Source organism: Curtobacterium sp. MCBD17_030 (genome assembly GCF_003224255.1).
GTDB lineage: Bacteria > Actinomycetota > Actinomycetes > Actinomycetales > Microbacteriaceae > Curtobacterium.
Map to the genome: position 1 here is coordinate 24,936 of NZ_QKLI01000003.1, position 13,142 is coordinate 38,077.

The following is a 13,142-nucleotide window of genomic DNA, read 5'->3' on the forward strand; positions in this document are numbered from 1 at the left end:
GGGCCTTGTCAGGACGCGGCGAGCGCGGCGTACCCGCGGGCGGTGAGCGCGGTGGGGGCGACGACGGAGAAGTCCTCGCCTGACGCCGCATCGCGGTGTTCGACGGCGAGCGCGAAGGCCTGGGCGACGTCGTCGGCGTGCACGTGGTGCATGGTCTCGGCGCCGAGGCCGGGCACGAGCAGGGGTTCCCCGGCGGAGAGCGTGCGCCAGACCGACGGGTCGAGGTTGCCGACCGGGCCGATCGGCGCCCAGCCGGGGCCGCTGATGTGGCCGGGGTGCAGCGACGTCGTCGCAAGACCCCCACGGGCGGTTTCCTCCTTGAGCATCCGGGCGATCGCGTCCTTCTCGATGCCGTACTCGCCCTGCGGCGGGGTCGCGTTCTCCTCGGTGACGGGCAGCACTGCGCTGGGTCCGGCGCGCCAGATCGAGCCGCAGTGGATCAGGTGCGCGTCGGTTCCGCGGAGCGCCGTGACGAGTGCGGTGGCGGACTCGAGGGTGAAGCAGACGAGGTCGATGACGACGTCGGGTCGCAGCGCGACGATGCGGTCGCCGAGGACGCCGTCGCGGTCCTCCTGCTCGCGGTCGGCGGTGACCTGCTCGACCTGCTGCCACTCCGGGGCGTCGACGTAGGCCGAGCGGGTGCCGCGGCTGATGGTGACGACGTCGTGGCCGGCACGCACCAGACGCGGGACGAGGAAGGTGCCGATGTGGCCGGTGGCCCCGATCACGACGACGCGCTGTCTGCTCATGCCGTCACCGTACGCGCGGCCGACCCGCAGCCACGCGCAGCGGACGATGCCGTCGTCCGCCCGGTGGTGAGGGGCTACCGTCGATCCCATGCAGCGACGCACACCGGGCCGTACCGGCCGTGAGACCTCCGTGATCGGACTGGGCACCTGGCAGTTCGGCGGTGACTGGGGTCCGGTCGCCGCGGAGGACGCCTTCGCCGTGATGGACGCCTCCGCCGAGGCCGGCATCACCCTGTTCGACACCGCCGACGTGTACGGCGACGGCCGGAGCGAGCAGCTCATCGGCCGCTGGACCGCCGCGCACCACGATGCCGGGGTCACGGTCGCCACGAAGATGGGTCGCCGCGTCGACCAGGTCCCGTCGAACTACGTCGCCGCGAACTTCCGGCAGTGGGTCGACCGGTCGCGCGAGAACCTCGGCCAGGACACGCTCGACCTCGTCCAGCTGCACTGCCCGCCGACTCCGGTGTTCGAGGACGACGCCGTGTACGACGCCCTGGACGCGCTGGTGTCCGACGGCTCGATCGCCGCGTACGGCGTCTCGGTCGAGACCGCCGACCAGGCCCTCACCGCGATCGCCCGTCCCGGGGTCGCGAGCGTCCAGGTCATCCTCAACGCGTTCCGGCTGAAGCCGCTCGACCGCGTGCTGCCCGCCGCCCGGGAGGCCGGGGTCGCGATCCTGGCACGGGTCCCGCTGGCCTCGGGGCTGCTGACCGGCAAGTACACGACCGAGACGACGTTCGCACCGGAGGACCACCGCACGTACAACCGTGACGGTCAGGCCTTCGACCAGGGCGAGACCTTCAGCGGTGTCCCGTTCGAGGACGGCGTCCGTGCCGCGCAGGAGTTCGCCGCGGCTCTGCCCGAGGGCGTCTCGGTCCCGCAGGCCGCACTGGCCTGGGTCGTCGCGCAGGAGGGGGTCACCGCCGCGATCCCGGGTGCGCGCAACGCCGAGCAGGCACGGTCGAACGCCGCGGCCGGGTCCCTCGACCTGCCCGGGGACCTCGACGCGACCGTCCACGACCTGTACGACCGGTGGTTCCGTGCCACGGTCCACGAGCGCTGGTGATCGCGACCGCGACCACCGACGGACGGGAGGCCCGGCTCACCAGGTGAGTCGGGCCTCCCGTCCGTCGGGTGGTCGGCTCAGCCGGCCTTGACCACGGCGCGTGATCCGGCGATGACGGCGACGTCCTCGGCGACGGCGACCACCTTGTCGGGCAGCACGGTGCCGACGGCCTTGCGGGCGCCCCAGGCGACGTAGGAGCCGACGAGGGCCCCGATCGCGCCGAGGATCGCGCCCTCGATGCGCAGGTCCGACTTGCCGGACTTCATCGTGGTGCCGAGCGCGAGCCCGGCGAACGCGCCCGCACCGATGCGGCCGAGGAGCGCCGGGAAGGCGATCCGGTTCGGGGTCTTCGGCAACTTGTCACCGATGATCTCGCCCGCCGCACCGGCGACGAGACCGGCGCGACCGATCGACGAGTCGAAGGTCTTCCAGTCCTGCCAGTCACCGCGCAGGTTCTTGTCGCCCTGGTGCAGGCCGAGGACGGCGAGCGGTGTGGCGGAACGGCCTCCGCTGAGGATCCCGAGCAGCAGTGCACGCGTCAGGGTGCTGGTGGTCCGGCTCTTCTTCGACATGTGTTTCGTCTCCTTCGTGTCGCCGTCGACGCTACTCAGCCCGGCTGTCCCCGAGGCTCAGCCCTTGACCGCACCGGCGGACATGCCGGAGACCAGGTTGCGCTGGATGATCATGAAGAACACCACGACCGGCAGCGAGAACAGCACGGAGGCAGCCATCTGTCCGGTGAAGTCGGTGCCGGCGGTCTGCGTCGTGAAGGACGCCAACCAGACCGGCAGCGTGTAGTGCGCCTGGTCCTGCATGAACGTGTACGCGACGATGTAGTCGTTCCACGCGGCGATGAACGCGAAGACGCTCGTCGCGATCATGCCGGGCATCACGAGCGGGAACAGCACCTTCGTCAGCACCTGCCAGGTGCTCGCGCCGTCGATGCGGGCAGCTTCCTCGATCTCCATCGGGATGGCCAGGAAGAACCCGCGCATCACCCAGATCGAGAACGGCAGCACCGCGGCGACGTAGGCCAGGATCAGCCCGGCGTAGCTGCCGGTGAGTCCGGTCTGGTTGAAGATGAGGAACTGCGGGATGAGCAGCGCGGTGCCGGGCAGCATCTGGACGAGCAGGATCACCACGAGGATGGTCCGACGTCCGCGGAACCGGAACCGGGACAGTGCCGCCGACGCCAGGATCCCGAGCACCAGCGACAGGACGACCGCCCCGACCACGACGATGCTCGAGTTCTTCAGGTAGACGAGGAAGTCGGCGCGGGTGAACGCGGTGACGAAGTTCTCGACCGTCGGGTGTGCGGGGGCGAACAGCGGGGTGCTCGTCAGCGCTTCCGACCGCGGCTTGAAGGCGGTGTTCACCATCCAGTAGACGGGGAAGATCCACACCATGCAGAAGACCACGGCGATGGTGCTGCTGACCCACTTGACCGGACGACGTCGACGACGGATGCGTTCGGTGGCGGCGACGCCCTTCGGGGTCGGGACGGCTGCGGGGACGTCGGCCTCGACGGGGATGCCCGTCGGCAGTGCGGTTGTCACAGCTCTTCTCCCGATCGGACGAGGTTCCGGATGTAGAGGGCGCTGAGGACCATGAGGATCAGCGCAGCGATCACGGCGACCGCGGAGCCGGTGCCGATGTCGTGCCCGACGAAGGCGGTGATGTAGGTGAAGACGCCGAGGGTCGAGGTGGCACCGTCGGGGCCGCCCTGCGAGACGAGCCAGATCTGGTTGAAGACGTTGAAGTCCCAGATGATCGAGAGCATCGTCACCAGCAGCAGCGTCGGCCGCAGGTACTCGATGGTGACGACGCGGTAGACCGTCCACTCGGAGCCGCCGTCGAGTCGGACGGCTTCCTTCACCTCGAGCGGGATCTGGGTCTCGGCCGCGTACAGGGTCAGTGCGATGAAGGGCACCGCCTGCCACACGACGAGCATCCAGATCGACGTGTACGCCAGACCGGCGCTGTTGCCCCAGTCGGTGTTCGTCATGTCGCCGAAGACGTGCAGCTGCGTGAGCATCCAGTTGACGACGCCGTAGCCCGGCTGGAACAACCAGTTCCACACGAGCGAGGACGCCACGTTCGGCATGCCCCACGCGCAGATGAGGACGATCGTCACGGCGTAGCGGAGGACCACCCCGAGCCGGGTCATCAGGTGGGAGACACCGGCGCCGATGAGGATGCTGCCGAGCACCATCGCCGCGGTGAACAGGATCGTGCGCACCAGGGAAGCCCAGAACGCCGGGTCGGTGAGGATCTGCACGTACTGCGCCAGGCCGACCGCGTCGTAGGCACCGGTGTAGAGCGAGCGCTGGTCGTAGTCGGTGAACGACGTGAAGACCAGGAAGACGATGGGGGCGATCGTCACGAAGACGAGCACCAGGCCCGCCGGCGTGAGGAGCCACAGCGGGGCGAACGAGCGGGTGGCGCGACGGCGGGGTGACCCACCGGGCCGGTCGTCGCGCGAGCGGGTCGGACGGTCGGTGCGCTCCTGGCTCGGGCGGGTGGCGGAGACGGTCACGTCTGGCCTTTCCGTGAGGGGCGGACGGTGCGGGTGCCGCGGCGTGTGCCGGGGTGCCCGCACCGTCCTGCGTCGGTCGAGGAGTGCGGCCTACTCCTTGTTGAGCGTGGAGTCGGCTGCCTTGTCGAAGGTCGCGGCGGCTTCCTCCGGGGTCTTCGAGCCGGAGACGATGCTCGAGAACAGGTTGTTGATGCTCTGGTCACCCTCGAGGTCGGCCCACCGCGAGTTCGCCGGCGTGGCCTTCGAGTTCAGCGCTGCCGTGAAGAAGCCCTTGTTGATGTCACTGAGCGTCGAGTCGGCGGCCTTGATGCCGTCGGTGCTGTTCGGGATCCAGCCGTTGTCGCCGTACACGTACTTGCTCTGCATCTCCGGGCCGGACGCGATCTTCACCCACTGCAGGGCCAGGTCGGTGTTCTTCGACTTGGCGGCGACACCCCAGTCGGAGCCACCGAGCATGACCGGCTGGGTCTTGCCGGACTTGCCCGGGAACGGGAAGGTGCCGAGCTTGTCCGCCGTCATCTCGGGGTTCGCCTGCTCGACGAGCCCGAGCGTGCCGCTGGTGCTGAGGATCGCCGAGGCCTTCTCGTCGGCGAAGACCTGGTTCATGTCGGGGCTGTCGGTGTTGAGCGTCGCGGAGGCCTTCGAGGAGTAGTCGTTCGCGAACTCCTTGAAGTCCGCCAGACCCTGCTGCGCCTTCGCGTCGCCGAAGCCGGCCTTCCAGGTGCCGTCCTGCTCGGTCGCGATCTCGCCGCCCGCGTCCCAGACGAACTGCATGCCGGCGTACCAGTACTGACCGGGCATGTAGAACGCGGAGAAGTCGCTGGCGGTGTTCTTCGCCTTGACCTTGTCGAGGTCAGCGGTGAGCTCCTCGTACGTGGTCGGGGCCGTGGTGATGCCGGCGTCGGCCCACATCTGCTTGTTGTAGATGACCGATCGGGCACCGGCGAACCCGGGGACGCCGTACAGCGAGCCGTCGACGGTCGCCGGGTCCGAGAGCCCACCGAGCCAGGTCTGCCCCTGCGCGAGGTCCTTCTTGTACGGCGTCAGGTCCAGGAGCGCCCCGTTGGCGGCGTAGCTCGCGACCTGGGTGTTGCCGAGGTCCAGGACGTCCGGCGGGGTGTTCGTCGCCAGGGCGGTGGAGATCTTCGTCGTGATGCCGTCCCACTGCTGGATCTGGACCTTGACCTTCGCGCCGGTCTTCGCCTCGAACTCCTTGTTGATCGCGGCGATCGTCTTGTCCGAGTAGTCGCCGGTCATGGCCCACACGGTCAGCGTCTTGCCGTCGCCCTTGACGTCGGCGACGTCCTTGGTCCCGCCGCCGCCCCCGCTGCCGGCGTTGCCGGCGCTGGAGCAGGCCGTCAGGCCCATGGCGAGGGTCAGGGCCACGGCAGTTGCTGCCGCGAACTTCTTCGTACGCATTGCTTCTCCTTGGTGGTCGTTCTGCTGTGTCGGTGTCGGGTCAGCTCACGCCGAGCTCCGCGGCGAGCAGGAAGGCTGCTCCGCCCCGGAGGATCAGGTCGCTGTTGGTGGAGGTGGCGGTCACGGAGAGGTCGTTGCCGACGCTCGCGAGGGTCCGTGCCGTGGCCGTCACGCGGACGGCCTGGATGAAGGGGCCCTGGACGAGGTCGGCGGGGCCGGTGACGACGATCTCGGTGATGTTCACCGCGCTGATGATGGGCGCGAGGACACCGCCGAGGGTGCTGCCGGCGGAGCGCAGGACCTCGTCGCGGTCGTCGGGCGACGCAGCGATCCGGCGGGTCAGGTGTTCGGCGCCGATGAGGACCTCGAGGCAACCGCGACGACCGCACAGGCAGGGTTCGCCGTCCTCGTCGATCGTCAGGTGTCCGATCTCACCGGCGGCGAACCGCTCGCCCAGGACCAGACGGCCGCCGAGCACCATGCCCGTGCCGACACCGTGCTCGAGTGCGACGACGAGCAGGTCGTCGCCGGGCTCGACCTCGAACGCGTGCACGCCGAGGGCCGCGGTGTTGGCGTCGTTGAGCACGTGCACGGGCAGCCGGAAGTGCTCGGTGAGCTGTTCCTGCAGCGGCAGGCCGGCGCCGAGGGCCACGGAGTGCAGCACGGTGCCCGCGGCGTCGATGACCCCGGGGCAGCCGACCGCGATGCCGAGCAACCGCCGGGTGGTCATCGTGGTGAGGCGTTCCACCAGCCGGATGATCCGGACGACGGCCTGTTCCCCGGTGGCGCCGTCCACCTCGATCTTCGCGCTGTCCACGACGTCGCCACGGAGGTTCGTGACCGCGCCGACGAAGTGGTCGGGGAGCGACAGGTCGACGACGACGATGTGGAAGGCGTCGACGTTGAGGTTGATGAGGGTCGCGGGTTTGCCGACCCGCAGGTCCTCCCGCGGGCCGAGCTCGGTGACGAGCGCGTCGGCCTCGAGCTCCGCCACGAGTCCGCTGACCGTCGGGCGGGTGAGGCCCGACTGCCGGGACAGGTCGGCGCGGCTCATGGCCCCGTCGGTGAAGAGCGTCTGCAGGATCAGCGAGCGGTTGTGGGCCCGGCTGTGCTGTGGGAGCGCCTTGCTGCGCGGGCGTCGGAGCTGCGCGCCGAAGGCGGTCTGTGCGTCCGTCTCGTTCGGCATCAGATCTCCTCCCTCCGAGCGGTTGCCTTAGTAAAGGACCGTTCCTAATCGCCTGTCAAGACCCGATCTGCAGCCGTAACAAGCGCGTGATCTGGCGGAAACAGGCGGAAGTCACTGCTTGCCACGGATGCGTAAGGCGTGTTTACTAACCCGCATGCGCAGCCCAGACGCCGCGTCCTCGACGCCGAGGCCGGACACCCCGACGACCGGTCCCCGATGAGGATCGGCCTGGACATCGGCGGGACGAAGATCGACGCCGTCGCGGTCGCTCCGACCGGGGAGACCGTCGACCGGGTCCGCGTGCCGACCGGCTTCGGTGCCGAGACGGTGGTCGCGAACACGCTGCAGGTGATCGACTCGCTGCGGGCACGGACCGGCACGACACCGACCGCGGTCGGCATCGGGATCCCCGGGCTCATCGACCACGAGACCGGCTGGGTCCGCCACGCGGTGAACCTCGGGCTGTCCGAGGTCGCGCTCGGCCCGCTCGTCGCCGACCACGTCGGGCTGCCCGTGCAGGTGGAGAACGACGTCAACGTCGCGGCACTCGGCGCGGCGCAGGCGATGCACCTCGACGGCCCGCACGCCTACCTCAACATCGGCACGGGGTTGGCCGCCGGCATCGTGGTGGACCGCCGGCTCTGGCGTGGAGCCCGCGGGAACGCCGGCGAGGTCGGCCACATCCCGGTGCTCGCCGACGGCCCCGTGTGTGTGTGCGGGCAGCGCGGCTGCCTGGAGACCGTCGCGTCCGGCTCGGCACTCGCCACCGCCTGGCCCGGGCACCCGGGCAGCACCGCCACGAGCGTGTTCGACAGTGCGGACGACGGCGACCCGGCGGCGACCGCCGTACGGGACCGCTTCGTCGGCGGCGTCGCCTCGGCCGTCCGGATCCTCGTGGTCACCGCCGACGTCGAGTCCGTCGTCATCGGCGGTGGGCTCGCCGCCCTCGGCCAGCGCCTCCTCCTGCCCCTGCGTGCGGACTTCGACGAGGCCGCACGCTCCTCCCCCTTCGTCGCGTCGCTCGGCCTGTCGTCACGCGTGCTCCTCGCGCCCCTCGACCAGCCGCTCGCCGCACTCGGCGCCGCTTTCCTGGCTCCCGAGTCAGCCGTGACGGCCGCCTGACGCGAGGGGCGGGACCCGGCCGAGCCGGGCCTCCCGTCGCGTCGAGTCGGGGACAGTGGCGGGCGGGGCGCGTGTACTTGCCCGCGAAAGCGACAGATCAGCGCGGACCGCACGCGCACATCTGTCGCTTTCGCGGGGTGGACCGAGCAGCGTCAGCCGGCGCCGGGGTCAGTGGTGTGCGGGCAGCACCACGGCCCCGGCGCTGCGGGCGTCGTCGGGCACGACGTCGCCGGTCGCTGCGTCCTCCATGGCAGCGGTCATCTCCTCGAAGAACGCGCCCATCTCCGTGAGGGTCGTGGCTGACAGCCGGTCCACCGCTGCGATCATCCGGGCGTGGACCCCGGTCAGGTGCGACCGGACGGTGTCGTCGCCGTTGTCGGTGGCGACGAGCACGAACCCGCGACCGTCGCTCGGGTCGGCGCGGCGTTCGACGTGGCCAGCGGCGACGAGTCGCTTCACCAGGGCCGTGGTCGACGCGGTCGTGATCCCGAGGTGCGCCGCCAGGCCGGTCGGCTTCACCACGGTGCCGCGCTGCCGGGCCTGGAGCAGGTGGCGGACGGCGGCCATGTCGGTCGGGCCGAGCTGCATGGTGTCGCGGGTGCGCTGCCGCATGGCGACCTCGGCGGACCGGTAGCGGCGCATCGCGTTGAGGAGTTCCACGCCGGTCTTCGTCGAGCGGTCGGGGTACCAGTACCCGGAGTCGTCGTAGGTCCTCGCGTCGGCCATGGGGTCCCACCTCGTCCTCGGCCACGGGGCGCAGCCGATCCCCCAGGACTACCAGCACGGCGGGGTGGCGGGTCCAGCGCCTCCGCGGGCTTGTCCCCCGATCGCCCGGCCGGTCGTGCCACGGCGAGACGCCCCCGTCTGTGTGGAACGCCCCGGGGACGGCCGAGACGCCGCAGGGATCGGCGGCGTCCCGGCCCGATCGCGGCGTCTCGCCGGGACACCGGCCTCCCCGCTGGACGTACCCCGTGAACCGCATCGGAGCGGGAATGCGCGCAGGGCCCCGCGTGTACAGATCATCACCTCGACGAAAGGAGTCCGCCGTGATCGACGACGACCGCACCCCAGGCCAGCGCACCGACGTGGCCCAGCACCCGCAGTTCCGACTGCAGGACGACGAACCGACTGGCTTCGGCCGCTGGCTCGGACTCATCAACGCCGGAGACTGACCGCTCCGGGCGCGACCACGACACAGACGCGCGAGCACGACACAGACGGGAGGCCCGTCACCGGTCCACGAGACCGGTGACGGGCCTCCTGTGCGTTGCCCCGGCGACCGGCGGCACGTCCGTCCACGCGGGTACGGTCGGAGCGTGCACGGCATCGGTGAGGTCGACGAAGCCGGGCGGCTCCGGCTGCTCGGCAGCGCGGCGGCTGGTGCGGGCTTCGCGCTCGTGTTCACCATGCTCGTCCTGTCGTCGTTCCAGACCGCGACCCCGCAGGTGCTCGTGACCGTCGGACTGCCCGCAGCCCTGGTCGGTGCCGCGGTCGCCGGCTGGTTGCAGCTGCGGTCGTGGCGGGTCGACGGCGGCTACGAGAACGTCGTGATGGTCGAGCGCTGGGTGACCGAACGGCACGTGCCGAGCGGGGTGCCCGCCGAGATCTGGGTCCCGCGACTGCAGGCACAGGCCGACCAGCAGACCGCAGGATGGGGCAAGATCGTGCTCGCTGTGTTCTGGAGTGCGATGACCTGGTCGATGCGCGACCAGCACGGCACCGTGATCACACTGCTGCTGCTCGGGCTGTGGGCCGGCCTCGCGCTGTGGAGTGCGCTGTGGGTGATCCCGCGCTCTCGTGTGGCACGCGACATGCTGCGGCAGGGCGTCGTCGCCCGCGACTGAGTCGTGGCTGCGATCAGCCGAGGGCCGCCGTCGCGGCCCGGAGCTCCTGCAGGACCTCGAGCGCGTGGCGTGCCAGCCCGTCGTCGTCGCTCCGCTCGCCCTCTGACCAGCGGGCGTAGCCCTGCTTGAACGCCAGTACCCCCATCTCACTGGCCAGGTGGGCCGTCGTCTCGGGCACCCCGCGTTCGAGCAGCGCCGTGGTCATCGCGGCCGCCATGCCGACGCTCTTCAACGCGTCGCGCTCCTGCAGTTCGGTGCTCGCCGCGACGGCGGCCTTCAGTCGTGGCCCGAGTTCGCGGTTCCGGGGACCCATCTCGCCGGAGGCCCGCTCGAGTCCGGCGGCGACGGCCTCCAGGGGGCTCGCGTCGGCCGGGGCCCCGGTGATCCCTTCGGCGAGCAGGCGGCTCAGGGTCTCCTGCCCGGCGACGAGCAGCTCGCGCTTGTCGGGGAAGTGCCGGAAGAAGGTGCTCTTCGTGACACCGGCACGCTCGGCGATCTCCGTCACGGTCGTCGCGTCGTAGCCCTGCTCAGTGAACAGGTCGACGGCGGCGATGACGAGTCGATCCCGTGCCCCTGGTTCCCATCGCGCCATGGTCCGATCCTAGCCGATGGGACAATTGTCCCATCGCGGGTCTGCAGTGACGGTACACATGTCCCATCACTCGACTCGAGGAGTCCCCATGCACGTCTTCGTCACGGGTGGCACCGGCACGATCGGCACCGCCGTCGTCGCCGAGCTGCTCGCCCACGGCCACACCGTCCTCGGGCTCGCCCGCTCGGATGCCTCCGCCACCGCCCTCGAGACCGCCGGTGCCGAGGCCCTGCGCGGCTCCCTCACCGATCTCGACGTCTTGCGTGACGGCGCCACCCGCACCGACGGGGTCATCAGCCTCGCGTTCAGCCGCGACTACGGCAGCGCCGACGCACTCGAGCAGGGACTGACCGAGGAACGTGAGGCGATGGCGACCCTCGGTGCCGCACTGATCGGGACGGACAAGCCGCTCGTCACCGTCTCGGGCACCCCGTGGGTGAACGGGCGTGCCTCGACCGAGGCGGACCCGCTGCCGATCGAGGGGCCGGTCGCGAGCCGCTCCTTCGCCGTCAACGACCTGCTCGCACTGTCGTCGCAGGGCGTCCGCACCTCCGCCGTCCGGATGCCCCGCACGGTCCACGAGGACGGGCAGGGCGGGTTCGCCGGGCTGCTCACGCAGGCCGCGCGGAGGACCGGGGTCGCCGGGTACCCGGGTGACGGCCAGCAGCGCTGGCCCGCCGTGCACGCCCGCGACGCCGCTGCGCTCTTCCGGCTCGCGCTCGAGTCCGCACCCGGCGGCACCGCATGGCACGCCGTCGCCGACGAGGGTGACCGGGTCGTCGACATCGCGACCGTGGTCGGTCGTCGCCTCGGCCTGCCGGTCGAGTCCGTGCCGGACGACACGTTCGGGCCGTTCGGGCCGATCTTCGCCATGGACCAGCCGTCGTCCAGCGTGCACACCCGGCAGGCGCTCGGGTGGGAGCCGACGCACCCGTCCCTACTCGAGGACCTCGAGGCGCTGCAGCCCTGACGGACCGCGCACGACGACGGACGGGAGGCGCTCCATCAGCTGGTGGGGAGCCTCCCGTCCGTCCACCCGCCACTGCGCTGCACCCGGACGTGCCCGGCGCGGCGCGATCCGTACAAGCTCCTCGTCCACTCGCCCCACCCCGTCTACCGTGACCGCCGGTCCGGCGCGTGCCGGACGCGGCGAGGTGGAGGGCGCAGATGACGAACACGACGAGCACCGAGGACCAGGTCGCCGGTGTCCCTCCGACGGTCCCGGACGACGACGGCGGTGCGGAGCAGGCCCGCACCACGCGGCACCACGTCACGCGCGTCGCGTTCATCGCCGCACTCGGCGGGTTGCTCTACGGGTACGACACCGGCGTGATCTCGGGCACCCTCATCGAGATCGGCAAGGAGTTCTCGATCGGCTCGGCCGTCAAGGAGTTCATCACCGCGTCCATCCTCGTCGGCGCGATCCTGGGCGCCTTCCTGACCGGTCCGGTCTCGGCACGGATCGGCCGACGCCGCACGATCCTGCTCATCGCCGCGGTCTTCATCCTCGGCGTCCTGTTCGCCGCGGTGTCGCCGAGCCCGGTGTTCCTCGTGCTCAGCCGGCTCTTCCTCGGCCTGGCGGTGGGCGGGTCGACGCAGACGATCCCGACGTACATCGCCGAGATCGCGCCGGGGTCGCGGCGCGGGAGCCTGGTGACGGTGTTCAACTGCGCGATCGGCGTCGGGATCCTGGCCGCGGCGCTCGTCGGGGTGACGCTCAACGGTGTCGTGTCATGGCGGTTCATGATCGGCGTCGCCGCGGCCCCCGCGATCGTGCTGCTGCTCGGGATGCTGCGGTTGCCGGAGAGCCCGCGGTGGTTCGTCTCCCAGGACCGCGTCGGGCCGGCACGCCAGGTCCTGCGATGGCTGCGGCCGACCCACCGCGCAGCCGAGGACGAACTCGACGAGATCCGGCGACTCGACGACGCCGCACCGGACTCGCGCTCGGGGCAGTGGGCGCAGCTCCGGAAGCCCTGGGTCCGTCCCGCGCTCGTGGCGGGCCTGATCGTGGCCGCGTTCACACAGCTGACCGGCCTCGAGATGATGATCTACTACACGCCGACGATCCTGACGGACGCGGGCTTCCCGCACGTCTACTCGCTCTGGGCCAACGTCGGCGTCGGGGTCGTCTACCTGCTGATGACCTTCGTCGGGTCGCGGATCGTCGACCGGGTCGGCCGCCGACGGCTGACGCTCGTCATGCTGCCGGGAGCCGCACTGAGCATCGGTGCCTTCGGCGTGCTGTTCTTCGTGCAGGGCGGCAAGCCCTCCCCCGTGCTGACGATCGTGCTGATCCTGCTGTTCATGTTCTTCCAAGCCGGCGGCATCCAGGTCGTCGGATGGCTGATCGGCTCCGAGATGTACCCGCTGCGGGTGCGTGCCGCGGCGACGAGCCTGCACGCGATGGTGCTGTGGGGTGCCGACCTGCTCGTGACCTCGACGGCACTGACGCTGACCGGGTGGATCGGGCTCGGCGGCACGATGCTCGTCTACGCAGCCCTCAACGTGCTCGGGTGGGTACTCGTGTTCCTGCGGGTGCCGGAGACGAAGGGGCGCTCGCTCGAGCAGATCGAACAGTCGCTGCGTGACGGGACGTTCCTGCCGCGGTCGTCGAAGCGGTCCTGA

At 70.8% G+C, this 13,142-nt stretch carries 14 protein-coding genes; 6 read left to right on the plus strand and 8 right to left on the minus strand.

Translation table 11 applies throughout. From position 1 onward, the window contains the following. Positions 1–8: 8 nt before the first annotated feature. Positions 9–749 (minus strand): NAD-dependent epimerase/dehydratase family protein, encoded by a 741-nt coding sequence (locus tag DEI89_RS04230; protein ID WP_309146505.1) that lies wholly within the window; start codon positions 747–749, stop codon positions 9–11. Between the two features lie 88 nt (positions 750–837). Here DEI89_RS04230 and DEI89_RS04235 point away from each other — a divergent pair, with 88 nt between their 5' ends. After that, on the plus strand, positions 838–1,818 hold the full coding sequence (locus tag DEI89_RS04235; RefSeq protein ID WP_110902804.1) for an aldo/keto reductase: 981 nt from the start codon (positions 838–840) through the stop codon (positions 1,816–1,818). 77 nt (positions 1,819–1,895) lie between these two features. Here the strand turns inward: DEI89_RS04235 and DEI89_RS04240 are convergent, their stop codons facing one another. From DEI89_RS04240 to DEI89_RS04260, 5 genes are all read right to left on the minus strand, one after another. Beyond that, on the minus strand, positions 1,896–2,390 hold the full coding sequence (locus tag DEI89_RS04240) for a DUF4126 family protein (protein WP_110902805.1): 495 nt from the start codon (positions 2,388–2,390) through the stop codon (positions 1,896–1,898). Between the two features lie 57 nt (positions 2,391–2,447). After that, entirely contained in the window at positions 2,448–3,374 is a 927-nt protein-coding gene (locus DEI89_RS04245; RefSeq protein WP_220034512.1) for a carbohydrate ABC transporter permease, read from the minus strand. Further along, positions 3,371–4,354: a carbohydrate ABC transporter permease gene (locus DEI89_RS04250; protein ID WP_110902806.1), complete on the minus strand. Its 984-nt coding sequence runs from the start codon at positions 4,352–4,354 to the stop codon at positions 3,371–3,373. The genes DEI89_RS04245 and DEI89_RS04250 overlap by 4 nt, the downstream gene beginning before the upstream one ends. Positions 4,355–4,444: 90 nt before the next feature. Continuing rightward, positions 4,445–5,773: a sugar ABC transporter substrate-binding protein gene (locus tag DEI89_RS04255; protein ID WP_110902807.1), complete on the minus strand. Its 1,329-nt coding sequence runs from the start codon at positions 5,771–5,773 to the stop codon at positions 4,445–4,447. 40 nt (positions 5,774–5,813) lie between these two features. Further along, entirely contained in the window at positions 5,814–6,959 is a 1,146-nt protein-coding gene (locus DEI89_RS04260; protein WP_110902808.1) for an ROK family transcriptional regulator, read from the minus strand. A 216-nt stretch (positions 6,960–7,175) separates the two neighbouring features. Between DEI89_RS04260 and DEI89_RS04265 the strand changes: the two genes are divergently transcribed. Further along, a complete protein-coding gene (locus tag DEI89_RS04265; protein ID WP_110902809.1) occupies positions 7,176–8,081 on the plus strand; it encodes an ROK family protein in 906 nt (301 codons plus the stop codon). Between the two features lie 168 nt (positions 8,082–8,249). Here DEI89_RS04265 and DEI89_RS04270 read toward each other — a convergent pair whose 3' ends face one another. Beyond that, the gene (locus DEI89_RS04270) at positions 8,250–8,807 is read right to left on the minus strand and encodes a MarR family winged helix-turn-helix transcriptional regulator (RefSeq protein WP_110902810.1); all 558 of its coding nucleotides are present in this window, start codon (positions 8,805–8,807) and stop codon (positions 8,250–8,252) included. Between the two features lie 320 nt (positions 8,808–9,127). Here DEI89_RS04270 and DEI89_RS18025 point away from each other — a divergent pair, with 320 nt between their 5' ends. Both DEI89_RS18025 and DEI89_RS04275 read left to right on the plus strand, forming a co-directional pair. After that, positions 9,128–9,253 (plus strand): hypothetical protein, encoded by a 126-nt coding sequence (locus DEI89_RS18025; RefSeq protein WP_258366233.1) that lies wholly within the window; start codon positions 9,128–9,130, stop codon positions 9,251–9,253. A 144-nt stretch (positions 9,254–9,397) separates the two neighbouring features. Then, entirely contained in the window at positions 9,398–9,925 is a 528-nt protein-coding gene (locus tag DEI89_RS04275) for a hypothetical protein (protein WP_110902811.1), read from the plus strand. A gap of 13 nt (positions 9,926–9,938) precedes the next feature. Here the strand turns inward: DEI89_RS04275 and DEI89_RS04280 are convergent, their stop codons facing one another. Next, positions 9,939–10,517, minus strand: coding sequence for a TetR/AcrR family transcriptional regulator (locus tag DEI89_RS04280; RefSeq protein WP_110902812.1), 579 nt, complete (start codon positions 10,515–10,517; stop codon positions 9,939–9,941). Positions 10,518–10,605: 88 nt separating this feature from the next. Here DEI89_RS04280 and DEI89_RS04285 point away from each other — a divergent pair, with 88 nt between their 5' ends. Then, a complete protein-coding gene (locus tag DEI89_RS04285; RefSeq protein WP_110902813.1) occupies positions 10,606–11,487 on the plus strand; it encodes an SDR family oxidoreductase in 882 nt (293 codons plus the stop codon). A 197-nt stretch (positions 11,488–11,684) separates the two neighbouring features. After that, complete coding sequence (locus DEI89_RS04290; RefSeq protein WP_110902814.1) at positions 11,685–13,142, plus strand: sugar porter family MFS transporter; 1,458 nt, start codon at positions 11,685–11,687, stop codon at positions 13,140–13,142.